This is a genomic window from Amycolatopsis sp. w19 (assembly GCF_051373225.1).
Lineage (GTDB): Bacteria > Actinomycetota > Actinomycetes > Mycobacteriales > Pseudonocardiaceae > Amycolatopsis > Amycolatopsis japonica.
The window spans coordinates 313,942-338,856 of the sequence record NZ_JBPQFM010000004.1 but is presented as its reverse complement, the minus strand read 5'-3'; the positions used below and the strand labels follow the sequence as shown (position 1 = coordinate 338,856).

Sequence of the window (24,915 nt, the reverse complement as noted above, 5' to 3'; positions counted from 1 at the left end):
CGGATTTCGGGGACCGGTACGGTGCCGCACGTGACCGAGCACCGCAAGCTGCCGAAGGGGCCGCACAACCTCAGCCGCGACGAGGTCGCCGGAACCCAGCGGGCCCGGCTGATCGACGCGGTTCTGGAGAACACCGGCAAACGCGGCTACGTCGCCACCACCGTCGGCCACATCACCGCCACGGCGGGCGTGTCACGGACCTCGTTCTACGAGCAGTTCACCGGTAAACAGGACGCGTTCCTCGCCGCCTATCGCGAGATCACCACCGAGTTCATCACACAGGGCGTCGCCGCGGGCGCCGAAGCCGCCACTCCGCTGGACGCCGTCGCCGTCTGCTGCGATTTCCTCGTCGACTACGTGCATCGGCGTCCCACCGCGGTCCGCGCCGCGCTGCTGGAGATCTACGCGCTCGGCGACGCGGGGCTCGAAGCGCGCGAGAAGACCTTGCGTGCCGGGGAAGCCGTCTTCGAGCGGACGGCGGAATGGTTGCGCGCCACCGATCCCGCGCTGCCGTCACCGCCGCCGTTCACCGCGCGGACGGTCGTCGCCGCCACCATCGAGCTGATCACGCAGGCCATCTGGATCGGCACTCCGGACGCCTACGGCCAGGCACGCGAAGCCGTCCGTTACACCTGGCTGCTCGGCCTGTTCGGGCACCGGAGCGTCGAGGGCTAGCGGGCGAGGCGCCGCCGTTCGAAGTCGACGATCAGTTTCGGATACCGCCGCGGGAGCAACCGGACGAGCCGGTCGACCAGTTTCGCGTCGTTTCCGACGAGTACCCGCGGTTTCCCCGCCTCGACCCCGTCGACGATGATGCGGGCGGCCTGATCCGCCGGCATCTTCAGCAGTTTCTCGTTGTACACACGGACGCGTTCCCGCTGTTCGGCGGTGGGCTCGATGCCGCGCGCCTCGGCTTCCTTCAACGCCGCCGAGGCGATGCCGGTCTTGACGCCGCCCGGGTGGACGACCGTCACCCGCACCGGATGCCTGCCCGCGATCATCTCCGTGCGCAACGCTTCGGTGAACCCTCGGACGCCGAACTTGCTGGCGCAGTAGGCGCTGAGCGTCGGCTGGGCCAGGAAACCGTTGAGGCTGGAGACGTTCACGACCTGGCCGTCACCGGAGTCGATCAGATGCGGCAGGAAGGCCTTGGTGCCGTTGATGACGCCGAAGAGGTTGACCGCGAGTGTGCGGTCGTACAGCTCCCATTCGGCGTCGAGCACGGTCTGCCCGCCGCCCGCGATCCCCGCGTTGTTGTAGATCTGGTGCACCACACCGAATTGCCCGGCGACGGTGGTCGCGTACTCCCGCACGGCCGCCCGGTCGCTGACGTCCAGCGTCGAGCCCTGTACTTCCGCGCCGAGGGCCTTGACCTCGGCGACGGTCTCGGCCAGCCCGCTTTCGTCCACATCGGACACCGCGAGCCGCGCTCCGCGCCGGGCGAGTTCGAGCGCCAGCTGACGGCCGATGCCGGAACCGGCGCCGGTGACGACGGCGACCTTGCCGCGAACGCCGCTCATCGGGTTTCTCCTGCCGGATCGAGGGCCACTTCGACGGTGAGCTCCACGAGCCGGTCGACGAGGCCCGGGGCGATGTGATGGCCCATCCCCGGGATTTCGACGTAACGGGAACCGCTGATGGCCTTGGCGGTCGCGCGACCGCCGCTGTGGTGGACCATCCGGTCGGTGTCGCCGTGGACCACGACCGTCGGGCAGGTGATGCGGGCGAGTTCGGCGCCGCGGTCGCCGCTGGCCTGGATCGCGCCGATCTGGCGGGCGATACCGCTGCGGGCGCGCCGTCCCCCGGCACGTTCCCACAGCCCTTCGGCCCAGGCCGTTTCGACGTCCTTGTCCAGCGGGAACGTGGCCGAACCGAGGTGGCCCATCAGCGACAGGTGCCCCACCACGGATTCTTCGACCGTCCGGGCGGGCCGCCTCGCCATGCGCACCAACGTCGACTTCGCGGGCTGCCCGACGCGGCGATACCCGGTGGTGGAGAAGATCGACGTCAGCGACAGGACGCGGCCGGGGTTCCGGGCGGCGACGGTCTGGGCGATCATGCCGCCCATCGACATTCCGGCCAGATGCGTCTTCTCGATGCCCAGGTGGTCCAGCAGGCCGACGGTGTCCGCCGCCATGTCGCCGAGGTCGTACGCGCCGGGCAGCGGTTTGGCCAGCAGTTGCCGGAGTTTGCCCGGATTCGGCGCCTTGATGCGATCCGAACGGCCCGCGTCCCGGTTGTCGAACCGGACGACCCTGAAGCCGCGGCGGGTGAAACCGTCGATCATTTCCCGCGGCCACGACGTGAGGTCCAGGCCGAGGCCGGCGATCAGCACCAGCGGCACCCCGTCGGCCGGGCCGTCCTCGCGGTAACAGATCCGGGGACCGCCGGGAAGGTCGGCGAAGCTGTCGGTCACGAGCTCACCGCCTCCCGGACCTTGACACGGGAGAAGTGCAGCTCGGGATCGGTGATGTCCTCCGCGCGCAGCAGTTTGATGTCCGAGTGGTAGCTCATCGACGTCAGCCACGGCATGCGGTCGCCCTGACGCGGGAGCTGGTCGAGAGCGCGCTGCACATATCCGGCGGCGAAGTCCAGGAACGGCTTCGTCGGCATGTCCGGATCGGCGAGGACCGGGCGGCAGACGTCGTAGCCGTGAGTGTCCATATGCGTCAGCAGGCGGCAGAAGTGCTCGCACAGCAGGCCGATCTTGAGTGTCCACGACGAGTTCGTGTAGCCGATCGCGAACGCGGCGTTCGGCACGCCGGAGAGCATCATCCCCTTGTACGCGACGGTTTCCGGCAGGATCACCGGCTCACCGTCGACGCTGAGCGCCGCTCCGCCGAACACCTGGAGGTTCAGTCCGGTGGCGGTGACGACGATGTCCGCCTCCAGCTCGCGCCCGGATTCGAGCAGGATGCCCTTCTCGGTGAACGTCTTGATCTTGTCGGTGACGACGTCGGCCTGGCCCTTGCGGATCGCGGCGAACAGGTCGCCGCCGGGCACCGCGCACAGCCGCTGGTCCCACGGGTCGTACGGCGGGTTGAAATGCTCGTCGACCGGATAGTCCTTGGGAAGCTGCTTCTTGTTGACGTACCGGATGAGGCCGCGGGCGGTCTTCGGGAACTTCTGGCAGAACTGCCAGACCGCGAGTCCCTTGCGGATGTTCTTGCGGCGGGTGAGCGCGTACGCCCGCTCGTCGCCGAGGATCTTGCGCAGGCCGTTCGCGATCTTGTCCTCGCGCGGCACCGGCATCACGTACGTCGGGGTGCGCTGCAGCATCGTCACGTGCGCCGCGGTGCCCGCCATCGCCGGGATCAGGGTGACCGCGGTGGCGCCGCTGCCGATCACGACGACGCGTTTGCCGGCGTAGTCGAGGTCTTCCGGCCAGTGCTGCGGGTGCACGATCGTGCCGGCGAAGCGGTCGCGACCCTCGAAGCGCGGGGTGAAACCCTCGTCGTAGCGGTAGTAGCCGCCCGCGTTGAACAGCCAGCCCGCGCTGAGGCTCGTCCGCTCGCCGGTGTCGGTCCGCTCGATCTCCAGCAGCCAGCGCGCCTCGTCGCTCGACCAGGCGGCCGAGAGCAGCTTGTGGTGGTAGCGGATGCTCGGCTCGATCCCGTTCTCGGCGATCGTCTCGCGCAGGTACGACAGGATGCGGGGCGCGTCGGCGATGGACTGCTTGTCCCGCCACGGCTTGAACTCGTAGCCGAAGGTGTGGAGATCGGAGTCGGAGCGGATGCCCGGGTAGCGGAACAGGTCCCAGGTGCCGCCGGACGTGCCGCGAGCCTCCAGGATGGCGAACGTCTTGCCCGGGTTCTCGGTCTTCAGGTAGCGCGCGGCCCCGATCCCGGAAATCCCGGCACCGATGATGACCACGTCGAGGTGCTCGACGGGTGTGCTCGTCGTCATGCGGTACTCCAGCTTCGTCGCGGTTGTCTCCACGATGCGGGGCGGGCGGGGATTTGCGCTAGCACTATCTGCACCATCATGCTGCACGCATGGTGCAAAGTGACGCATCGCGGTGGCCGACCCTGTCACCCGGGGCGCGTGACCTCTTCCGGCGGGGCGCGGAAATCGTGCTGCATCCGCGCGCCGAATGGATCGAGGAGCTGCACGAAGCCTCCCTCGGCGGCGACAGCATGCGCGCGGTCGCCGAGGACCCCGTGCTCACCGAGGGGACCAAACGCGCGAATCTGGCGAATCTGCTGCACTGGGCGGCCGCCAACGTGCAGCATCCCGGCAAACGCGTCTCCGCCAACCTGAACCAGGAAGTGCTCGACGGCGCCCGCGACATGGTGCGCCGCGGCTTCGACTCCGGCGGCCTCGACGCCTACAGGCGGGCGCAAGGAGTGGCCTGGCGCCGGTGGATCGAGATCTGTTTCGACCTCACGTCGGATCCGGTCCTGCTCCGCGAACTGCTCGACGTCTCGTCGCTGTCCATCACCACGTTCATCGAGGACACCGTCGCCGCGGTGTCGGAACGCATGGCCGCCGAACGCACGGAACTGACCCGCGGCGCCCACGCCGAACGGCGGGCGACGGTCACGCTGCTGCTGGAAGGCGCGCCCATCAGCCGGTCGCGCGCCGAAGCCCAGCTCGGCTACCCGCTCGCCGGCCCGCATACCGCCGCGATCGTCTGGAGCGGCTCGGTCACCCCGTCGTCGCAGCAGCTCGAAACCGCCGCGGAAACGCTCATGCGGGCCAGCGGCGCTTCACACCGGCTGACCGTCGTCGCCAGCGCCGCCGCGCTGTGGGTCTGGCTGCCCGGCCGGACGCCGCCGCGCGCGGACCGGCTCGCCGAAGACCTCGCGCCGCATCCTGACGTCCGGGTCGCGCTAGGACGGCCCGGCAGCGGGATCGACGGTTTCCGCCGCAGCCATCTGGACGCCGCCGCCACCCAGCGGATGCTCGCCCGGCTCACGTCGCCGCAGCAGATCGCGCGGTACCAGGACCTCCAGCTGCTCGTGCTGCTCACCGGCGATCCGGCGCAGGCGGGCGAGTTCATCGCCGACACCCTCGGCGAACTCCGGCACACCGACGCCGAGACCCGGGAAACCGTGCGGACCTACGTACACGAACTGGGCAACACGACGCGGACCGCGGAACGGCTCTACACCCACCGGAACACCGTCGTCCGGCGGCTGGCGCGGGCCGACGAACTGCTCCCCCGGCCGTTGGCGGAGAACGCGGTGGACGTCGCCGTGGCGCTGGAAACGTTGCGGTGGCTGGGAAGCGGGGCTTGACTCACTCTTTCCGGTGGATGAGACCGATCGATGTACTCAGGCGATCACCGTCCGCACCTGACGCACGTGACAAACCGACTGCTCTCGATTCTCGGGTTCGCCGTAGCGGCTCTTTCGTCCGCCTGCAGCACCCCGACACCACCTGAACAGCCACGACAGACAGACCCTCGGCCGAGCGTCCCCGCCACGATCGTGCCGGAAACGCCACCCGTCCCCGCCCCCTCGTCCAGCGTCTCCCCGCCGGCCATTACGACGCCGCCCTCTCCCCCGGATACCCGATTCGGCAGGAACCGAGAACAACCCGCTACGCCGACCGGTACGGGACCGCACCGCGCGACCGAGGTGAAGCCGGATCGGTTCGTCCCGGTCCCTGTCGAGAGTGACGAGCCGCCGCCGACGACTTCGCCTACCCGGCCCCAGAATGCTCCATGTGAGTACTACATCACCGAACAATGGTGGGTCTGCTACTGATGGGCACCTACCACCGCGTAGTCCGGTTCCGGAAAATTCAGCCCTCTGTCCCAGCACGCGAGGAAACGAGGCAAAAGACCTGGCCGGCCGTCGTGACGTTCGTGACCCAGGGTGCGGTCCTGGTCGCGCTCCTGTACTTGATCGGGTGGAATCGCGCCCGCGCCACGACAGACTACTTCGGAGTGGACATCAGCCGGCTGAGTACCACACCCGTGGACTATCTTCTGCGGAGCCTGAATTCGGTCGCCGGGCCTGCTTTGGTGTTCGCCGTCTGCACGACCGCCTTCCTCGCTCTCAACCGGCGTCTCGTCCGTGCGTTGGATCGTCCGCGGCACGACCGCGGCCGGAGAACGATCGAACGGGTCCTTTCGGCGGCCGGGCCGACCGGAGGCATCCTGCTCGTCCTCGGTGCCATCGGTGTCCTGGTGAACATCACTCCCGGCTGGCCGCAGAACGGGCTCCCCCCGCTCCTGATCTTCCTCGGCGCGGGGATCCTGGGCTATGGCGCACACCTCGACAGATCTCGCACCGAGCGCGAACCCGGGCACCGAATCCGTGTCTTCGCTCTGGTCTTCCTTTGTTTCTTCAGCCTTTTGCTCGTCGGCCAGAAATATGCCGGATATGTCGGTCGTACGATCGCCGTCAATGACGCGCGGATGCTGCAGGAGCGCCCGGCGATCCGGCTTCACAGCACGAGAAGGCTGGACATCGGCGGCAAGGGCGTCCAGCTGAGCTATGACCCCTCGCCCGAGCAGTACTTCCACTATCGCTATGACGGCCTGCGCCTCCTCACTTACAACAACAATCACTTCTTTCTGATATCCCAAAGCTGGGAGAAGGGGAAAGCGATGGTCATCCCCGTGCGGGAAAATGACACCGTGCGGGTCGATCATTTCTCACCGCCCGGCCGGTAGCGGCGACGCTTCGATGACGGCGGCTGTGCGTGCTCGCCGCCGTCATCGAAGACCCGGCGGCGAGCCACATCGCTTGATCCTCAGACCACGCGTCAGCTTGTCGACGAGTGCGCCGGTGAACGCGGTGCAGCGCTCTCCCTCGGGCAAGTCCCCAGAGCACCAGGTCGGTCATCACTGGCGGCAAGGCCCGTGTGAGGTCATTCGACATCCTCCGACCGCTTGAACGGCAGGTCCAGGTTCCGCAGCATGGCGCGCTGCTCGGTGGTCAGCTCACCCTCGATCGTGATGGTGAACGGCGGCGTTTCCTTGCGGGAGCGCAAAAAGTTGCCCCACGCGATCCCCACGTTCGCCAGCCCCGTCAGGGAGCCGATGGACATGCAGATGACCTCGAAGACCTCCATCTCCTCCGTGGTCCGGGACCCCGCGAGCCTGATCGTCGCGGACCGGGCCACGTCGGCGTCGTCGCGGAGCCAGCTGTAGAACTCGGTCAGCGCTTGTTCGTCGCCGGCCGCGTTGATCGTAAGTTCCACGGGACCTCCTCGGGTGATTTCCCTACCAGTCGCGGTCTTGGCCCGACGCGTAACAGAAGTCCCAGCCTGAGATCTGACCGGTGGTTGCCGTTGACCGGCCGGTGACGAAGCCCGGATCGTGAACGGGATCAGCCTCCGGTGAATCCTGACGGTGATTCCCGTACTCACGGGGAAACCGGTGACCGCCGCCGCGGTGGTCACTTTGGACTCTTCGCGGGTCTGTACCTCGGCTTCGCGGTCCGGACGCCGGGTGAGTCCGTTTGGCCGCAACGATCCCGGACCGACCGGCGGACCAGGGCGAGCGGGCTCGATCCGCTCACCGCGGTGTCGTGAGTGCCCGCGCCTTGCGGCGCCCTCTAGATTGGCGGCATGGTTTCCACCGCCGAGAAGGCCACGCGGCTGCAGGAGTTGCACGCCGCCCCCGAACTGCTGCTCGTCGTCAACGTCTGGGACGCGATCACCGCGAAGGTCGTCGCCGAAACCCCTGGTACACAGGCGCTCGCCACGCCGAGCCACGGTATCGCCGCCGCCCGCGGCTATCCCGACGGCGAGGTGATCCCCCGCGACGAAATGATCTCCGAGGTCGCCCTGGTCGTCCGGGTGGCGGGCGATCTGCCGGTCACCGCCGACCTGGAAGCGGGTTACGGCGACCCGGGCGGCACGGTCGCCCGCGCGATCGAGGTCGGCGCGGTCGGCTGCAACCTCGAAGACCAGATGAAACCGCTGGCCGAGTCCGTCAAGGCCGTCGAGGCCGCGGTCGCCGCCGCCCAGTCCGCCGGGGTCGACTTCGTGCTCAACGCCCGCACCGACGCCTTCCTCCGGGCGGGCGACCGTGACCCCGAGGAGGTGCTTGCCGACGCGATCGCCCGGGGCCGCGCGTATCTGGACGCGGGCGCGTCGAACGTCTTCGTGCCCGGCAAGCTCGACGAGAGCCAGGTCGGCAGGCTGGTCGAGGCGCTGGGCGAGCGCAAGGTGAACCTGATCGGCGTCCCGGGTTCGATCCCGCTGGCCACCGCGCAGAAGCTCGGCGTCTCCCGCGTGTCCTACGGGCCGTTCAGCCAGAACGTCGCGCTCACCGCGCTGGCGAAGCTCACCGAGGACGTCTACGCCGGCGGCGGTCTGCCCGCCGACATGCGCAAGCTGAACTGAGCGAGCCGGAGTCCGTCGAAGTAGGGTCCCTTCCATGGTGCGCGGTGTCGGCCGGACGGAAGGGACCCTGCTGGCAGGCGCGGTGCTCGCGGCACTCGTGGCGACCGGCGTCCAGGCGAAATCCCCCGGCACGTGGCTGCTGGAAGTCGTCTGGGTGCTGATCGGGCTGCCGCTGGTGGTGGCGCTGCGTAAACGCTTTCCCTTGACCCGTTTGCTGTGCTGGCTGCTGGTGCTGCACGCGTTCGTGCTGTGTTACGGCGGTCAGTACACCTACGCCGAGACGCCGGCCGGAGAGTGGTTCCAGGCCTGGATGGGCACTCAGCGGAACAACTACGACCGGTTCGCCCACTTCATCCAGGGTTTCGTCCCCGCGGTCGCCGTACGCGAGGTCCTGCTGCGACGGACGCCACTGCGCCCCGGCGGCTGGGTCGCGTTCCTGACCGTCTGTGTCTGCCTGTCGATCGCCGCCGGCTTCGAATTCGTGGAGTGGTCCAGTGCACTCCTCGCCGGTTCGGGCGCGGACGACTTCCTGGGCACCCAGGGGGATGTCTGGGACACCCAGTGGGACATGTTCCTCTGCCTGTGCGGCGCGGTGGTGTCCTTGCTGGTCTGGCGCAGGGTGCACGACCGGCAGCTCGACGGGCGATAGCCGGGCCCGGGGGCTCCCGAGGCGGCAGATACGGTCGTCGTCATGAATTTGCGAGCCGCGGCGGTGCGGCGTAAACCGGTCGCCGACCTGATCACCGAAAGTGATCACGGCACGCTGAAGCGCTCCCTCGGCCTCGGGCAGCTGACCATGCTCAGCATCGGCGCGACACTGGGCAGCGGGATCTTCGTCGTACTCGGCGAGGCGGTTCCCGTCGCGGGCCCCGCGGTCGTGCTGTCGTTCGTGCTGGCCGGTGTCACCGCGCTGTTCTCGGCGCTCTCCTACGCCGAACTGGCCGGGATGATCCCGGTGTCCGGTTCGTCCTACTCCTACGCGTACGCCACGCTCGGCGAACTGGTCGCCTGGGTCTGCGGCTGGTGTCTGGTGCTCGAGTACGGCGTCTCGGTGGCATCGGTCGCCGTGGGCTGGGGGCAGTACCTCAACGAACTGCTGCGGCTGACGTTCGGTTTCGCCATCCCCGACGCGTTGAGCCAGCCGCCGGGGTCGGGCGGGATCGTCAACGTCCCGGCCATCGTCGTCGTGCTGCTCGCCATGTTCCTGTTGCTGTCGGGTGCGAAGGAGAGCGCGCGGGCCAACGCGATCATGGTCGTGATCAAGGTCGGCACGCTGGTGCTGTTCTGCGCGATCGCGTTCTCGGCGGTGCGGGCGGCGAACTTCACCCCGTTCCTGCCGCTCGGCCTGGCCGGGCTGAGCGCAGGCGCCGCGAAACTCTTCTTCTCCTACATCGGTTTCGACGCCGCGTCCACGGCGGGAGAGGAGGCGAAGAACCCGCAGCGCGACCTGCCTCGGGCGATCCTGCTCTCGCTCGCCATCGTCACCGTGCTGTACTGCCTGGTCGCCGTGGCCGCGGTCGGCGCGTTGCCGTGGCAGGAGTTCGACGGCCAGGAGGCCGCGCTCTCGCATGTGCTCGGCGTCGTGGCGGACAACCCGTTGTGGGCCGGGCTGCTCGCCGTCGGCGCGATCGTGGCGATCTCCAGTGTCGTGCTGACCGTCCTCTACGGACAGACGCGCATCCTGTTCTCCATGTCGCGTGACGGCCTGGTGCCCGCCGCGCTGTCCAAAGTGGACCCCAAGAGCGGCACGCCCCGGATCAACACGCTCGTGGTGTCCGGTTTCGTCGCGACGCTCGCCGCGTTCATCCCGCTCGGGAAGCTGGCCGACGCCACCAGCATCGGCACGCTCTTCGCCTTCGGGCTGGTGAACGTCGCCGTCCTGCTGCTGCGACGGCGGCAGCCGGAGGCACCGCGCTCGTTCCGGGTGCCGTTCTCCCCTGTCACACCGATCCTCGGGGTGCTGTGCTGCGGTTACATGATGCTCAGCCTCGACGGCGCCACCTGGATCGTCTTCGCCGGTTGGATGGCGCTCGGCCTGCTGATCTACTTCGGTTACAGCATGCGCCGATCCCGGCTGGCCGCGGAATAGCCCGTTCGCCGCCATAATTCCTAGCCTGTCCAGCCGCAGTACGGGCCGGATCATTGAAGTGACGGTGATCGATAGGGGACACTTCCGTCCGACCACGGAAAACCCTACCGTGAACCGAGGAATTCATGCGCCGAAATCGCATTACCGTGCTGACCGCGTGCCTCGTCCTGTCCCTCTCCCCATTCCCCGTGTCCGCCGCCGCGCAAGAGACGGCGGCCCCCTTCTGTTATGAAGAACCCGTCCAGCCGAAAGCCGATGTGAGTGACATAAAGGCCGGTTTCCAGTCCACGAAGTGGCTTCAGACGATCCAGGCCGTGTACAAGCGGCGCTGGCCCAGCGGCGAAGGCCTCGCGACCGCCCAGGCCAAGGACAAGTACTTCAGCCAGTTCGTGAACAAGACCAGCTTCAACGCGCTCGCCGAGTCCCTGATGGTGGCGATCCACGAAGAGACCCACATGTGGGATCTGGATCCTTCGAGAACCTCGTGGGACGTCTATGTCTCCGCCTGGATCGACGCTTCCCGCAAGGCGATGAAGGTCCCGATCCACGGCGGATTCCCGCGCCGCGAAATACTCCCGCTGATCACGGACGATCTCACGCGGTCGATGGACGACATCTACCTGCGCGACCAGCAGCAGGGGTCGTACCGGATCCAAGGTGTCATCGCGGAACTCAACGCCGGGCTCATGGGATTGCCCGCGGCGACCGTCGTCGCCGAGTACATCCAAGGAGTGGGCGCCAGCAATTCCCGCGACATCGCGGCCACGAACATGCGCTACCTCCAGCTGTACCTGCGCGTCGCCAAGACGAAGCATCCCGATTACTGGGCCAAGATCAAGGCACAGCCCGAATTGCGCGAATTCGTGCTCATCGAGTTCCTTCGGACGGCCTACTGGCTGGATCAATCCACGCCCCATGCCGCCAAACTCGGCAGTGCGGACGTGGCCAAGATCGTCGCCAAGAACTACGCCCCCGAGAACATCGCGATCATCGAGGAGTTCACCGGCGCCAAGGTGAACACCGGCACGGCCAGGAACTGCACGGTCTGACGCCGCGCCCGGCTCGCCGGTGACGGGGCCCGTCACCGGCGAGCCGTCCCGTCACGGCACGAACACCGGCTGGTCCAGCGCCCACAGCCAGGAGCCGTCCGGCTGACGGCGGGCGACCTCGACGGTCATCTCACCGGTGGTCAGCGTGGACGCCGTGAGCGCGAGGTCCCCGCTCACCAGCGCCGGGTGCTGCCTGCCCGGCAGGAGTTCCGGCGCGGCCGCGACGAACTCCTCGTACACCTTGCGGATCTCCGCGTGCCCGGTCGCGACGTTGCCCGGCGGGAACGCCAGCACCGCGTCCGGTTCGTACAACGCCACCAGCCCGTCGACATCGCCCGCGTTGCCTCGTTCGATGAAGTATCTGCCCAGATCGTTCGGCTCGGTGGCCACAGTCCTGCTTGTCATGGGGATGAGCTTCGCAGCGAATACACGACATCCTGTGTCGTGTATTCCGCTAGAGTTTTCGCATGCGCGCCGACCGGCTGGTCTCCTTGGTGTTGCTGTTGCGGCACCGGGGCAGGCTGTCCGCGACCACGCTCGCCCGCGAACTGGAGGTCTCCACCCGCACCGTGCTGCGCGACATCGAGGCGTTGTCGGCGGCGGGTGTCCCGGTGTACGCCGAACGCGGCAGGCACGGCGGTTTCGCGCTGCTGCCCGGTTTCCAGACGGAACTCACCGGGCTGAACCACGACGAGGCGCTCGCGCTGCTGATCGCCGGGTCGCGGCGTGGCGCGCAGGCGTTCGGCCTCGGTTCCGCGCTCGCGTCGGCCATGCTCAAGGTGATCGACGCGCTGCCGGAGGGCCAGCGGGACACCGCGGCGGGCGCGGCCCGGCGCCTGCTCATCGACCCGGAGACCGATCTCCTCTCGCGCCGGGTGGCCGGCGAGGAGGTGTCCGACGCCATCGTCGCCGAGGTCCGGCGCGCGGTGTTCTCCGGGCACAAGCTGCGCATCCACTACGCGGCCTCGGGTCAAGCGGCTCGCTGGCGCACGGTGGACCCGATCGGGCTGGTCACCGTCCGGGATCAGGGTTATCTGCTGGCCACGAAAGCAGGCGAGGACCGTACTTACCGGCTGTCCCGGCTGCGGGCCGCCGAAGAACTCCCCGAACCCGCGGAACGACCGGAGCGCGTCGATCTGGACCGGACCTGGCAGGAACGCAGCACGAGGTTCCGGACCGGCGGGGACCAGGTCGCGGTCGAGGTGCGGGTGGATCCGGCACGGCGGGACCAGCTGGTGGGCACCGCGCTGGCCGTCCTCGCGGAGGAAACCGACGAGGACGGCAGGCTGCGGCTGGAGGTGACCTTCCAGGACGCGCGGCACGCCGAATGGGCGCTGTGGAACCTCGCCGCGGACGCGGAAGCCCTTGCCCCGCCTTGGTTACGCGATTCCTTGCGGGACAGGGCGGCGGCGATCACGGCCCGCTACCCCGTGAGACAAAAGTCAAGTTGAGCCCGCAGGTCGGGGCGGGATAATCCGATCATGACGAACGCCGCCCCGGGCCGGGCAGCCACGAGTTTCCGCGTGCTGCTGAAGGGTTACCGCGTCCGCGCCGACCTCACACAGGAGGAGCTCGCCGAGGGATCCGGGGTGAGCGTCCGCGCCATCAGCGACATGGAGCGGGGGATCGCGAAAAGCCCGCAACGCCGGACGATCGAAGCACTCGCCGCACCGCTGTCCTTGACCGACGACGAGCTGACCGGCCTGCAGAAGGCCGCGAGGCGGGGCCGGGCCCCCTCCCCCGGCATCCCCAAGACCCACCTGATCGGCGTCCTTCCGGCGGACGTCGACGACCTCACCGGACGCGAGAGCGATCTCGACGCGTTGCGCGCCCTTTCTTCGGATCTGTCCGATGGACGGCGCCGGGCGGGGCGGATCGCGATCCTGAGCGGACCGCCCGGGACCGGCAAGACCACCCTCGCGGTCCGCGTGGCGCACAACCTCACCGAGGAGTTCCCCGACGGCAGGCTTTTCCTGAAGCTGCGCGGCATGTCCGCCGAACCGGCGAACCCGGCGGACGTGCTGCACTTGATCCTGCGTTCGCTGGGTGTCGACGCGGTGCGCATCCCCGCCGATCCAGAAGACCGGGCGGGCCTGTGCCGGTCGCTCCTGCGGGATCGGGCCGTCCTGATCGTCTTGGACGACGCGGCCGACGAAACCCAGGTCCGCCCGCTGCTGGTCGGCGGGCCGCGATGTCTCACCCTGGTCACCGGCCGTCAGATGCTGGTGGGGCTGGAATGCGCGAGCAGGCTCCCCCTCGACGTCTTCGGCGAGCACGACGCCGTCTCCCTGCTGTCGGCCATCATCGGGGCGGACCGCGTCGCGCGTGAACGGCAAGCGGCGCTCGAACTGGTCGAACTGTGCGGCAGACTGCCGCTGGCGCTGCGGATCGCGGGCAACCGGCTGGCGAGCCGTCCGACGTGGCCGCTGTCGCGCCTGGTGGACCAACTGCGCGGCCGACGGCTGACCACTCTGACGGCGGGCGATCTCTGCGTGCGCAGCGTGTTCGAACTGTCGTACCGCCAGCTCAGCCCGAACGCCGCCATGATGTTCCGGCGGCTGTCGCTCGTCCCGGCCGCGGATTTCCCGGTGGGTGCCGCGATGACGCTCGTCGAAGCCTCCGACGAGGACGACGCCGCCGTCTTCCTGGAGGAACTGGCCGACGCGAGCCTGCTGCAGACGTCTCAGGAGAACGGGCGATACCAGTTCCACGACCTCCTGCGGGTCTTCGCGACCGAACGGCTCGCCCGGGAGGAATCCCCCGAAGTCGTCGCCTCGGCGGAAAAGCGGCTGAGCGACTGGCTGGTGCGCACCGCGACGGCGGCGGGCCGCTACTTCCACCCGACCGACGGGGTCAGCCCGCTCCCGGCCGCCACGCCGTCGTTCGGTGACCACACCGGCGCGGGCAGATGGCTCGAAGTCGAGCTGAAGAACTGGCTCGCCGCGGTCAAAAGCGCCGCCGCACGCGGTGACCATCGGCCGGTCCTCGACCTCGCCGAGTCGATGCACTGGTATTCGGAGATCGGCGGGACCGCGAGCGTCTGGTACGACGTGTTCGGGCTCGCCGTGAACTCGGCCATCGCGCTCGGCAGCAAACGGGACGAGGCGGTGCACCGGAACTATCTGTCCTGGGTGCAGGCTTCGCTGCACGACCGCGCGGAAGAGTCGATCCGGATGGCCCGGCTGGCTTGGGACGCCGCGGTGGAGGCGGGCGACCGCCGCGAACAGGGCTGGGCGCGGGTGTACCTGACGAGCGCCCATGCCCGCGACGCCGACGCCACGACGTCACCGAAGCTCTTCGACGAGGCGGCGAGTCTGTTCGAAGAGGCCGGCTACCCGCTCGGAGTCCATGTTGCGCGGACGATGCGGGCTTCGTACTGGTACCGGAACGGCCGGTTCGCCGACGCCGCCGAGGAGTTCGACGCCTGCGTCCGCTACTTCGCACAGGAGCACGGCGGCACGCGGACCCCGGTGGACGACACCAACTACGCGTACGTGCTGCTGCGTTCGGCGCAGAACCTGGCCGCGCTCGACGCACCCGATCGGGCGCTCACCCAATGCGAAACGGCGCTCGCCCTGTTCCGGCGGCACGGAGCCGCCATGGGCCAGGCTCGCGCGCTGCAGGAGACGGGACGGTTCCTACGCCGCCGAGGCGACCATGCGAACGCGCACCGCCGCCTGTCCGAGGCCGAGGAACTCTACGAACGCATCGGGCTGACGCAGGCTCAGATCGACACACTCGGCGAGCGCGCGGCCCTGGCCGACGAGAGAGGCGATCCGGCGTCGGCACGCGCGGACCGGGAACGTGCTCGTGGTCTCGGTGATCGGCTCGGCGGAGTCCCGTGAGGTTTGGCACGCCGTGGCCGGATCGTTGGTTCCGGCTCGGAGCCCGATGGCCGTGTCCGGGGCCATCGGGTCCGCGTCGCCGCTGAACGGCTGGTCCAAACGTAGGCCGGTGTGCGGGGCGGAGCCAGGCAGGTTTTCCGGCAGAACCGGGTGGGGATTTCTGCTGGTTTCGGGGTCAGCCCGGCAGCGGATGTCAGGTCGACTGCTTCGCGGATTCTCACTGCCTGACAGATGATGTTCCGAGCGCGATACTGGCCTTCATGACTCCAGCGAACCGCCCGGACAAAGTCCACTTGAGGGCGTTCACCGAGGCCGACCTCGCCTTTCTCGACCGTCTCTGCACGGATCCCGATGCGCTCGGCGAGTTCGAGTGGCCCGGATTCGGTGATCCGAGGGCACGCCGCAAGCGCTGGGAGAGCGACGGGTACATCTCCGCCGAGTCCGCGGCGGTCGCGATCGCGCGGGCCGACGACACGGTCATCGGCATCGTCAGTTGGAAGCCCCGCGGCTTCCCTTCGGGCGTCACCTACGAGATCGGTGTGGGGGTGCTACCCGAGCATCGTGGACAGGGGGTGGGCACCGTGGCACAGAGGCTGCTCGTGGACTACCTGTTCGGCCGCACGACTGCGAACAGAATCGAAGCCCTCACCAATGGCGGTAACCTCGGCGAGCAGAAAGCCCTCGAACGCCTGGGGTTCCGCCGGGAAGGGGTCATGCACGGCAGATCCTTCTACCACGGCGAGTATGTCGATGTACTCGTCTACGGTCTGCTCCGCTCAGAGCATCGTCCCGGAACGCCATGAGCACTCCTGTTCAGAGTGAGGTTGAAAAGGCTCAGTCACCGGCGCAGGGCATGACGAGGGGCCCGTCGCCTGGGTGGCTGGCGGGCTCCTCGGGGTTCAGACGTGGTGCAGGGTGTTGCGTCGGGGTTGTCGGAGTGGGTCTCGGTATTGGGGTGGGATGAATTCCGGTAGCCCGTCGGCGGCCATGCGCACTTCCCAGTCACCGTGGTGAATCAGCCGATGATGGAAACCACAGACGAGCACGAGGTTCCGGAGATCGGTGGGGCCGCCGTCTGCCCAGTGCTCAATATGATGAGCGTGGCAGTTCTTCGGTTTCCGATGACAGCCCGGGAAGGCGCAGCCGCCGTCGCGAATGTTGAGTGCTCGGCGTTGGCCTGGGGTGACGAACCGTCTCAGGCGCCCCATATCCAGCGGCTCGCCCGACGCGCCCATCACCACCGGCACCATCAGGCAATCGCAGGCGGCGAGCCGCGCTTCCCGCGCCGTCATCGTCCCCACGAAATCAAGGCACGCGGTGCCGAGACCCGATTTGAGTTCCTCGAGTCCGATGGTGACGTGCACCAAGGTGCGGTAACCGCTGGTGCCGGGCTGGTCGGGGCAGGCGATGGCCAGGTCGAGGAGTTCGGCCCAGGCGTCTCCCATGCGCTCGCATTTCATCCGCAGATCCGCTTGGCCGAACTCGTCCACCGGGCGTGGCTGGGCGTGCGCCTCCAACGCGGCGGCGGTCCGGGCGCCGGTCTCGTCATCGAGGAGGCCGGTGAGTTTCCAGAAGCCGTCTTTGCGGCGTTCCAGGGTGATCTCGCGGCGTGGTTCCTTGGGTTCGGGGTCTTTGGGTTCGTTGCCGTCGGGGTTCAGCAAGCCCTGCAGGTTCGCCTCGGCCTTGGCGAGCTGGCGGGGACCGGCAGACGGGGCCAGGTTGGCGAGGATCTGCTCCGCGCCCTCCCGATCCTCGGCCGAAATGTCGGCGGGGAGGTTTTTCAGGATCTCCAGGATCTGATCGATCCGCTCGTCCCCGACCAGCCCCTGAGCGGCGACCGCGGCGGTCGCGGGAGCGACCGGCGGAACCTCCGTGCCGTCCAACGCGCGGGTGGGGTTCAGCGCGATGGCCCGCTTCACGATCGGGCCCGCCTCACCCCGCGACAGCCCCGCGATCTCCGCGAGCCAGCTCGCTGTACTGCCATGCCCGTACAAGTCTTTGGCGCCCCGAGACTCGATCTCCGCCAGGAACCGGCCTAGACAGGCGGTCGCTACCCGGATCACCTGCAAAGCGTGCTGCACGCCATGAGCAAGCTCCAGCTTGCCGGCGCGCCACAGTTCCTGCGGCAACTCGGGGAGGAAGGTCTCGGACACGACTCCATAATACCGCAATTTCCTCGAACACGTGTTCGTAATTTTAAGCAACAAGCCAACTCGCATCGACAACACTGAAGGGTGAAACAGTCGCCAACGCCGCATCACCCTGAGCGACTCGCATTTAGTCGACTAAATGCGAAGAGGACTCCCGCGCATCGACGACCGCTTCCTTGCGTCGCCGATATTCGGCGACGCAAGCCTCCCGCATCCGCTCCTCGGTCACCCCGTGTTCGCCCACACCGAAAGCGAACTTCGGCCGCCCGCGAGAAACCCTCAACTCCCAGGCACCGCACTACCGGTGTACTCCCCAAGCCCCGCAACCAACTCCGCCACATCCGGCACATCCTCGAACCGCCGCCGATGCACGTCGGCGATCTTCGCGCCGATCTCCGGATCCGGATCGTCGGTGACGTCGTAAGAAACGAACCGGTCGATCAGCGGCAACCCGGCCCGGTCCATCGCGAGATGCGCCGGGTGATTCATGTACTGCTCGTACCCCTCGATGTCTTCGAGCACGGTGACGGCGCCGTAGTCGAATTCACCGCCGAAATCGGGACCGACGACGCGTGCTTCGATCGCGGGAATCGCGTTGATGTGTTCGCCCATTTGCGCGAGACCCGCCGTTTTTTCTTCTTCGGAGACTCCGGGCTTGAGCGTGAACCGGATGCAGTGGTAGATCATCGGGCGGCCTCGAAGGCGGCGGCGTGGTCGCGGGCGAAATCGGTGACGTCACGCGCGGGGTGTCCGGTCAGGTCGGCGACGGACGTGTGCACTTCGGCGGCTTCGCCTCGGGCGTAGTGGGCGTAGTCCTCGATGAGGCCGTCGAGCTGCCACGACGGGAGCAGACCGCTCAGCGCGGCGGCGAACTGGTCGGCGGACGTGTCGTGGAAGACGACGCTCCGGCCCAGAATCGCGGAAAGCGCGTGGGCGATCTCGGTGTGGGTCACGGCGCGCGGGCCGGTCAGCGTGTAGGTCCGGCCGGTGTGTCCCGGATCGGTCAGCACGACCGCGGCGGCGTCCGCGATGTCCCTGGTGTCGATCGCGCTGACGGCGGCGTCGCCGATGGGCGCGGCGATGAAACCCTGCGCGATGGTGCGGGAGAAGGCGAGCAGCGCCTGCAGGTACAGGTTGGGGCGCAGCACGGTGTGGTCGATCCCGAGGTTTCGGACGTGTTCCTCGACTTCGGCGTGCCAGCGCAGGAATCGTACGGGCGAGTCGGGGTTCGCCGCGTACTGCGAGAGCAGCACGAGCCGGTTCACGCCGGCGTCCCGGGCCAGGTCGGCGAACCGGATCTGGTGTGCGGCGGCGTCGGCCGCGGACGGGCTGTTGAGGAAGGCCGCGTCGACGCCTTTCAGTGCCGCGGCGACGGATTCCGGATCACCCAGGTCGGCGACGACGGTTTCGGCGCCGGGAACGGAGCGGCCCGGGTCCCGGGTCATGGCGCGGACGGTGACTCCGCGAGCTCGAAGGGCGGGGATCAAGGCGGATCCGATGGTTCCGGTCGCGCCGGTCACCAGCACTGTGTCCATTGGGGAGTGTCCTTTCCGGTCGAGATCAACGTTTGGCGGAGGCGAGCGACACCGCGAGGGCGATGACGACGAAGGCTGCCTCGCCGAGGAAAGCGGTCGTGAACGAGATGTCGCCGTGTGTTCCGGCGGCGCCGATGGCGATTCCGGCGAGCGCGGCGAGGCCGACCGCGCCGCCCAGTTGCTGCGCGGCGTTGACCAGTCCGCTGAGCAGCCCCGCCTCGCCGTCCGCGCTGTCGCGGACCGCCATCGCGGTGGCGTTGACGGCGCCCAGCCCGAGTCCGGTGCCGATCAGGAGGAACGCGCCCAGCAGACTGACCGAGAAGCCACTGGTCGTCGGATCCCAGGCCAGCCACAGGAAACCGGCGAGCAGGACGGTGAGGGCGGTCGGCAGCGCGCGGCCGGGCCCGACGCGTTTCGCCAGCATCGGTGCGAGGACACTGCCGACGATGATCATGACGGCGAGCGGGAGCTGGGTCATGCCGGTCGCCAGCGGGCTCATCCCGAGCACGTCCTGCTGGTACTGGGGCAGGAAGAAGAACAGGCTCGTCAGGGTGCCGCCGATCAGCACCATCACCAGGTTCGCGGTGACCACCGGTTTCCGGCGGAACACCCCCAGCGGGACCAGTGGCCGCGCGGAACGCCGCTCGACGACCACGAACGCCGCCAGCGAAACGAGACCCGCGGCGAGCCCGACGACCGTGCCGGGCGCGGTCCAGCCGGCGTCCGAGGCGGAGACCATGCCCAGCGCGAGCCCGGAGATCCCGATGGTGATCGTGACGGCGCCCAGCGCGTCGAACCGGCCCGGCCTGCCGGGTACCGGCGCCACCGCGCGCCACACGACGAACGCGCCGAGGACACCGAACGGCACCGGCGTCACGAACACCGCCTGCCAGCCGAGCAGTTCGGTCAGCGATCCGCCGAGGAAGACACCGGCGAGGCTGCCGGCCCCCGCGACCGCGCCCCAGATCCCCATCGCCCGGGTGCGTTCCGCGGGCGACGGGTAGAGGCCGAGCACGAGCGAAAGCGCGGCGGGCATCAGGACCGCGGCTCCGATCCCCTGCCCGATCCGCCCGGCGATCAGCATCCCGCCGCCGGTGGCCAGCGCGCAGAAGGCCGTCGCCGCGAGATAGCCCGCCATCCCGGCCAGGAACACCTTCCTGGCCCCGAGCACGTCGGCGAGACGGCCGCCGAGCAGCAGCAGACCGGCGAAGGTCACCAGGTAGCTGTCCACGACCACCGTGAGTTCGGCGGCGCTGAGCCCCAGGCCCTGCCGGATCCGGGATCCGGCCAGGTTGACCATCGCGGCGTCGAGGATGACCAGGAACATGGCGCTCGCCAGGCCGGCCATCGCCACCCCGCGCGAGATCCGTTTCGTCTCTCGTACTGTCATGCCGCAACGATCGCGCGGGACCGCCTCCGCTCGCGTCGGCGACAATCACCTAGTTCGTCTCGCTAGGGTTCGGAGCATGCCCACGACGTCCTCCCGTCCGCTCGTCGGCAGGCGCGACGAGATCGATCGCCTCCTCGCCCTGGTCCGAGCGGCAGGCCGGGGCGAAGGCGGGGTGCTCGTCCTCCGTGGTGAGCCCGGCATCGGCAAAAGCGCGCTGCTCGACCACGTCGGGCAGGCGGCCGCCGGGGAATTCCAGCTCATCCGCGCGTCCGGTTCGGAGTTCGAGGGCGAACTGCCGTTCGCGGCTCTGCATCAGCTGTGCGTTCCGGCGCTGGCGCATCTCGACACGCTGTCGGCTCCGTACCGCGAGTCCCTCCTCGTCGCCTTCGGGCTGGCCGACGGCGCGCCGGATCCGTTCCGGGTCGGCCTCGCCGCGCTCGAACTGCTGTCGACCGCCGCCGGGACGCGTCCGATGCTGTGCCTGATCGACGACGCGCATTGGCTGGACACCGCGTCGGCGAGGGCGTTGACGTTCCTGGCGAGGCGGATCGCGGCCGAGCCGATCGCGATGGTGTTCGCCGCCCGCGACCGGGATCCGGTCCGCGGCCTGGACGAACTGCCCGGGCTGACGGTCGGCGGCCTGACCGACGCGCACGCGCGCGCCTTGCTGGCCGGGGAGAAGACCGTGACGCTGGACGAGCGGGTCCGCGACCGGCTGCTCGCCGAGGCACGCGGCAACCCGCTCGCCCTGATCGAACTGCCGAAAGCGGGTGGCTTCGCGCTGCCGGAGCCCTCTCCGGTCGCGAGCCGGATCGAGCGCAGTTTCCTGGCCAGGATGGCGGAGCTACCCGTGGACGCGCGAAGGCTGCTGATCCTCGCGAGTGCCGATCCCACCGGCGACCCCGGCCTGCTGTGGGCGGCCGCGCGGCGGCTGGACATCGAAGTGCCCGCCGTGAGCGCCGCCGCCGAGGCGTCCGGGCTGATCCGGTTCGACACACGGGCGCGCTTCTGCCATCCGCTGGCGAGGTCCGCCGCGTACCGTGCGGCCGAGCCGGAGCACCGTCATGCCGCGCATCGGGCGCTGGCCGAGGTCACCGACGCGGAAACCGCCGGGGACCGGCGGGCCTGGCACCGCGCCCAGGCCACCACCGGACCGGACGAGGAGGTCGCGGCGGAGCTGGAGCTGTCGGCGTCGCGGGCGCAGGCGCGCGGTGGGGTGGCGGCCGCCGCCGCGTTCCTCGAACGAGCGGCGGCGCTTTCGCTCGATCCCGCCAAGCAGACCGAGCGCACCCTCGCGGCCGCGCGGACGACGCTCGAAGCGGGTGGGACGGAGGCGGCGGCGGAGCTGCTGGCCAGCGTCGACACGGAGACCTTGGACGTGCCGCAGCACGCGTCCGTCGACCTGCTGCGCGGACGGATCGCGTTCGTCCAGGGCGCCGAGGGCGCCGTCCGAGGTCCGGAGCTCATTTTGCGGGCGGCACAACGGCTCGCCGCCGTCGATCCGGAACGATCACGCGAGTTCTTCGTCGCGGCACTGGAAATGGGGCTCGTCGTCGGCAGGGCCGCGGGAGTGCTGGACCGCGTCCTCGACGCGGCCCGCTCGGCGCCTCCGGGGCCGCCGGACCTCCTCGACGCGCTCGTGCGGCTGACCACCGAGGGCCACCACGCAGGCGTACCCGCGCTTCGCCGGGTTCTCACCGGCGACGACGCCGGCTGGACCAGGACGCCTGCCTTGGCCACCGTGCTCGCGGGCGAGCTGTGGGACATCGAGCTGCACGCGACGATCGTCGACTGGCTCGTGCGGACCGGGCGCGACACCGGATCGCCGATGACCATCCGGCTCGGCCTGTCCCAGGTGGCGCTGCACGCGGTGCTCACCGGGAACTTCGGCCGGGCGATGGCCGCGATCGCGGAGGAGGAGGCGATCGCGGACGCCGTCGGCGACGCGCCGCAGCTCTACCCGCGAGTGCATCTGGCGGCCCTGCGCGGCCGTCGTGAGGAAGTGCTCGACCTGTTCGCCGAGGCGACGACGCGGGGCAGCGGCCAGCTGACCGCGAACGCCCACTGGGCCACGGCCGTGCTGTACAACGGTCTCGCCGAGTACCCGGCCGCGCTGGACGCGGCGACGCGTGCCGTGGAGAGCGGTGATCTCTTCCTCGCCGGCATCGCGCTGCCCGAGCTCGTGGAAGCCGCGGTCCGGTGCGGCGAGCACGCCGTCGCCCGGTCGGCGCTGGACTCCTTGACCGAACGCACGGAACCCGCCGGAACCGCGTTCGCCCTCGGGATCGCGGCGGCCGCGCGGGCCTTGGTCAGCGACGCGGAGGCCGATCACCTGGAAGCGTTGGGGCAGCTGGAGAACGGCCCGCTCTCGGTCCATCTGGCGCGGGCGCGTCTGCGGTACGGCGAGTGGCTCCGCCGAGAGGGCCGCCGTCGCGAGGCACGCGAACATCTGCGCACCGCGCACGAACGGCTGTCGGACATCGGGCTGGAGGCGTTCACCCGGCGGGCCGCCGACGAGCTGCGGGCGACCGGGGAGGTCGCCCGCAGCCGCACCGGGCATTCCTACGACCACCTGACCATGCAGGAGACGCATATCGCGCGCCAGGTCGCCGCGGGCGCGACGTCGAAGGAAGTGGCCACGCGCCTGTTCCTCAGCCCCCGCACGGTGGACGCCCATCTGCGCAACATCTTCCGCAAGCTCGGTATCACGTCGCGCAGGCAGCTGAGGGGCATGCCCGACCTGCTCGACGCGGGGGTCGCCTCTTGACGTTCACACCGCTCAGACCGGGATGTCGCCCGCTGTCCCCCATTGGGTGGTGAACAGGTTCAGGCCGTACCAGGTCCCGTTCGACGGACGCCACACCACGAAGTCCGCCCGCGGGTCGCCGCCGAAATCGCCGCCCATGGGCACGTCGCCCGCCACACCCCATTGCTGGGTGGCGATACCGAGCACGTACCAGACGCCGTTACCCGGCCGCCAAACGGCGAAATCGGCCCGGCCGTCCGCGTTGAAATCGCCCGCCACCGGAATGTCGCCCACGGTGCCCCATTGCTGGGTCGCGATTCCCCGTACGTACCAGACGCCGTCGCTCGGCCGCCAAACGGTGAAGTCGGTCCGGCCGTCCGCGTCGAAATCGTCCGCGACCGGAACGTCACCGGCAACGCCCCATTGCACGGTGGCGATACCCAGCACGTACCAGGTCCCATTACTCGGCCGCCAGACGGCGAAATCGGAGCGGCCGTCGGCATTGAAATCGCCGGTCAACGGAACGTCGCCCGCCACGCCCCACTGCTGGGTCACCACCGCGCCGTTGCTGCTCTGGATGATGTACCAAATACCGTTGCCCGGTCGCCACACGGCGAAGTCGGCCCGATGGTCGCCGTCGTAGTCGGCGGCGACCGGCACGTCACCCGAGACACCCCACTGCTGCGTCACCACGCTGCCGTTGCTGCTGCGGATGACATACCAGACACCGTTGCCAGGGCGCCAAACCGCCTTGTCGGCGAACCCGTCGCCGTCGAAGTCCGCCGCGGTCTTCTGCGACGGTGGCGAGGCGGCGATCCGGACGTCGCCCTCGTCCGCGCCCGCCGCGGGTGCCGCGAGCAGACCGGCGACCAGACCCGCCAGCGCCGTCCCCAGCCGAATGGATCTTCGCATTTTGCTCGAACCTCTTTCCGTTCGGTGGATGCACTCTTCCCAGTTCGCGTTTTTTGACCGAAGATACGCACCGGGACCGTTCCACCCTGACATCGACGTGTCGGCCTTGTCAGCAAGGTTTCCGTCCAGTGGACCGCGCGAGGGGATTTCAATGGAGACCAAGAGAAGACCGAGAAGCGTCCTCGAAGGCGCTTTCACCCTATTGGATGCCTTGGTACGACATCAAGGTGAAGCGGGATTGACCCAGCTGGCGAATTCGTGCTCGATACCGAAAGCGACGGCACATCGATTACTCGAGCAATTGACCGCGCTGGAGGTTGTCCAGCGCAACGAAAACCGCTATCGCGTCGGCGCGCAGGCATTCCGGCTCGGCCAATCGTGGCAACCCTATCCACGCCTGCTCGAACTGGCCCGCGGCGAGCTCCGGCGCCTGACCGCGACCACGCGCGCCAGTTCGGTGCTCGCCGTGCCCTGCGACGGGCACATCCTGATCGCCGCCGCCAGCCTCGCCCGGCCGGAGGATCACCTCCTTTTCCGCCCTGGATCGACCGTGCCGCAGCGCATCGGCCGGTTCTGCCCCGTCTGGCAGGCGGAACACGAACTCGTCGCCATCGAAGCGGCCATCAGGTTGCCGACCGGCCGCGCGGTCGGTTCGATCGCGGCCGTACTCGCGCCGCCGCAACCGCTCGCCGCACTGTCCGAAACCGTCGCCCGCACCGCCCGCACGCTCGGCGCGGCGCTGGTGCGCAAGGCCGACACCATGTCGCCAATGTCCCTTTGAGCGCCCAACGCGGTTTTCGGACGTTCGAGCCGCTTGCCCATTCGGGCAGACTTGCCCCGCCCCACCGGCGATCCCGGCACAGGGCGCCGGATCCGGCCGTGCTCGGGATGATTG

At 69.0% G+C, this 24,915-nt stretch carries 22 protein-coding genes; 12 read left to right on the top strand and 10 right to left on the bottom strand.

Annotated elements, in window-relative coordinates; genetic code table 11:
• The first annotated feature begins 30 nt into the window (after positions 1-30).
• Positions 31-675 carry a TetR/AcrR family transcriptional regulator gene (locus tag ACSMFO_RS12285; protein ID WP_436458683.1) on the top strand — a complete coding sequence of 215 codons (645 nt, stop codon included), beginning with the start codon at positions 31-33 and terminating at the stop codon, positions 673-675.
• Here the strand turns inward: ACSMFO_RS12285 and ACSMFO_RS12280 are convergent.
• Genes ACSMFO_RS12280 through ACSMFO_RS12270 form a run of 3 tightly spaced genes read right to left on the bottom strand, consistent with a single transcriptional unit; the run spans position 672 to position 3,906 of the window.
• Positions 672-1,520 (bottom strand): SDR family NAD(P)-dependent oxidoreductase, encoded by an 849-nt coding sequence (locus ACSMFO_RS12280; RefSeq protein WP_436458682.1) that lies wholly within the window; start codon positions 1,518-1,520, stop codon positions 672-674. The two genes, ACSMFO_RS12285 and ACSMFO_RS12280, sit on opposite strands and share 4 nt — an antisense overlap.
• The gene (locus ACSMFO_RS12275) at positions 1,517-2,416 is read right to left on the bottom strand and encodes an alpha/beta fold hydrolase (protein ID WP_436458681.1); all 900 of its coding nucleotides are present in this window, start codon (positions 2,414-2,416) and stop codon (positions 1,517-1,519) included. Before ACSMFO_RS12275 ends, ACSMFO_RS12280 begins: the two co-directional genes overlap by 4 nt.
• Positions 2,413-3,906 carry a flavin-containing monooxygenase gene (locus tag ACSMFO_RS12270; RefSeq protein ID WP_436458679.1) on the bottom strand — a complete coding sequence of 498 codons (1,494 nt, stop codon included), beginning with the start codon at positions 3,904-3,906 and terminating at the stop codon, positions 2,413-2,415. Before ACSMFO_RS12270 ends, ACSMFO_RS12275 begins: the two co-directional genes overlap by 4 nt.
• 89 nt (positions 3,907-3,995) lie before the next feature.
• On the opposite strand from ACSMFO_RS12270, the gene ACSMFO_RS12265 reads away from it, so the two are divergent.
• Both ACSMFO_RS12265 and ACSMFO_RS12260 read left to right on the top strand, forming a co-directional pair.
• The gene (locus ACSMFO_RS12265) at positions 3,996-5,240 is read left to right on the top strand and encodes a PucR family transcriptional regulator (protein ID WP_436458677.1); all 1,245 of its coding nucleotides are present in this window, start codon (positions 3,996-3,998) and stop codon (positions 5,238-5,240) included.
• 470 nt (positions 5,241-5,710) lie between these two features.
• Positions 5,711-6,625 (top strand): hypothetical protein, encoded by a 915-nt coding sequence (locus ACSMFO_RS12260; RefSeq protein WP_436458676.1) that lies wholly within the window; start codon positions 5,711-5,713, stop codon positions 6,623-6,625.
• A gap of 197 nt (positions 6,626-6,822) precedes the next feature.
• Here the strand turns inward: ACSMFO_RS12260 and ACSMFO_RS12255 are convergent, their stop codons facing one another.
• The gene (locus tag ACSMFO_RS12255; protein WP_436458674.1) at positions 6,823-7,155 is read right to left on the bottom strand and encodes an effector-associated constant component EACC1; all 333 of its coding nucleotides are present in this window, start codon (positions 7,153-7,155) and stop codon (positions 6,823-6,825) included.
• Between the two features lie 369 nt (positions 7,156-7,524).
• Here ACSMFO_RS12255 and ACSMFO_RS12250 point away from each other — a divergent pair, with 369 nt between their 5' ends.
• From ACSMFO_RS12250 to ACSMFO_RS12235, 4 genes are all read left to right on the top strand, one after another.
• Positions 7,525-8,304, top strand: a complete 780-nt coding sequence (locus tag ACSMFO_RS12250) for an isocitrate lyase/PEP mutase family protein (protein ID WP_038516954.1) — start codon at positions 7,525-7,527, stop codon at positions 8,302-8,304.
• 34 nt (positions 8,305-8,338) lie between these two features.
• Positions 8,339-8,953, top strand: a complete 615-nt coding sequence (locus tag ACSMFO_RS12245; RefSeq protein WP_436458672.1) for a DUF2238 domain-containing protein — start codon at positions 8,339-8,341, stop codon at positions 8,951-8,953.
• Between the two features lie 42 nt (positions 8,954-8,995).
• A complete protein-coding gene (locus ACSMFO_RS12240; protein ID WP_360132201.1) occupies positions 8,996-10,393 on the top strand; it encodes an amino acid permease in 1,398 nt (465 codons plus the stop codon).
• Positions 10,394-10,650: 257 nt separating this feature from the next.
• Entirely contained in the window at positions 10,651-11,442 is a 792-nt protein-coding gene (locus ACSMFO_RS12235) for a hypothetical protein (RefSeq protein WP_436458670.1), read from the top strand.
• Between the two features lie 51 nt (positions 11,443-11,493).
• On the opposite strand, the gene ACSMFO_RS12230 is transcribed toward ACSMFO_RS12235, so the two are convergent.
• Entirely contained in the window at positions 11,494-11,832 is a 339-nt protein-coding gene (locus ACSMFO_RS12230; protein WP_436458784.1) for a YybH family protein, read from the bottom strand.
• Positions 11,833-11,909: 77 nt separating this feature from the next.
• Here ACSMFO_RS12230 and ACSMFO_RS12225 point away from each other — a divergent pair, with 77 nt between their 5' ends.
• The 3 genes from ACSMFO_RS12225 (at position 11,910) to ACSMFO_RS12215 (ending at position 16,090) form a co-directional block, all read left to right on the top strand.
• Complete coding sequence (locus ACSMFO_RS12225; protein WP_436458668.1) at positions 11,910-12,893, top strand: helix-turn-helix transcriptional regulator; 984 nt, start codon at positions 11,910-11,912, stop codon at positions 12,891-12,893.
• A gap of 30 nt (positions 12,894-12,923) precedes the next feature.
• Positions 12,924-15,287, top strand: a complete 2,364-nt coding sequence (locus ACSMFO_RS12220) for an ATP-binding protein (RefSeq protein ID WP_436458666.1) — start codon at positions 12,924-12,926, stop codon at positions 15,285-15,287.
• Between the two features lie 260 nt (positions 15,288-15,547).
• The gene (locus tag ACSMFO_RS12215; RefSeq protein WP_038516970.1) at positions 15,548-16,090 is read left to right on the top strand and encodes a GNAT family N-acetyltransferase; all 543 of its coding nucleotides are present in this window, start codon (positions 15,548-15,550) and stop codon (positions 16,088-16,090) included.
• A 96-nt stretch (positions 16,091-16,186) separates the two neighbouring features.
• Here the strand turns inward: ACSMFO_RS12215 and ACSMFO_RS12210 are convergent, their stop codons facing one another.
• The 4 genes from ACSMFO_RS12210 to ACSMFO_RS12195 all read right to left on the bottom strand — a co-directional run bounded on the left by ACSMFO_RS12210 (position 16,187) and on the right by ACSMFO_RS12195 (position 20,362).
• Positions 16,187-17,440, bottom strand: a complete 1,254-nt coding sequence (locus tag ACSMFO_RS12210; RefSeq protein WP_436458664.1) for a DUF222 domain-containing protein — start codon at positions 17,438-17,440, stop codon at positions 16,187-16,189.
• Between the two features lie 276 nt (positions 17,441-17,716).
• Positions 17,717-18,124, bottom strand: a complete 408-nt coding sequence (locus ACSMFO_RS12205; protein WP_436458662.1) for a Dabb family protein — start codon at positions 18,122-18,124, stop codon at positions 17,717-17,719.
• Positions 18,121-18,972 (bottom strand): SDR family oxidoreductase, encoded by an 852-nt coding sequence (locus tag ACSMFO_RS12200; protein WP_436458660.1) that lies wholly within the window; start codon positions 18,970-18,972, stop codon positions 18,121-18,123. Before ACSMFO_RS12200 ends, ACSMFO_RS12205 begins: the two co-directional genes overlap by 4 nt.
• 25 nt (positions 18,973-18,997) lie before the next feature.
• The gene (locus ACSMFO_RS12195; protein WP_436458659.1) at positions 18,998-20,362 is read right to left on the bottom strand and encodes an MFS transporter; all 1,365 of its coding nucleotides are present in this window, start codon (positions 20,360-20,362) and stop codon (positions 18,998-19,000) included.
• 76 nt (positions 20,363-20,438) lie between these two features.
• Here ACSMFO_RS12195 and ACSMFO_RS12190 point away from each other — a divergent pair, with 76 nt between their 5' ends.
• Positions 20,439-23,129 (top strand): ATP-binding protein, encoded by a 2,691-nt coding sequence (locus ACSMFO_RS12190; protein ID WP_436458658.1) that lies wholly within the window; start codon positions 20,439-20,441, stop codon positions 23,127-23,129.
• 12 nt (positions 23,130-23,141) lie between these two features.
• Here the strand turns inward: ACSMFO_RS12190 and ACSMFO_RS12185 are convergent, their stop codons facing one another.
• On the bottom strand, positions 23,142-24,020 hold the full coding sequence (locus ACSMFO_RS12185; protein WP_436458656.1) for an FG-GAP repeat domain-containing protein: 879 nt from the start codon (positions 24,018-24,020) through the stop codon (positions 23,142-23,144).
• Between ACSMFO_RS12185 and ACSMFO_RS12180 the strand changes: the two genes are divergently transcribed.
• Complete coding sequence (locus ACSMFO_RS12180; RefSeq protein ID WP_436458655.1) at positions 24,007-24,801, top strand: helix-turn-helix domain-containing protein; 795 nt, start codon at positions 24,007-24,009, stop codon at positions 24,799-24,801. The genes ACSMFO_RS12185 and ACSMFO_RS12180 overlap by 14 nt on opposite strands.
• Positions 24,802-24,915 lie beyond the last annotated feature (114 nt).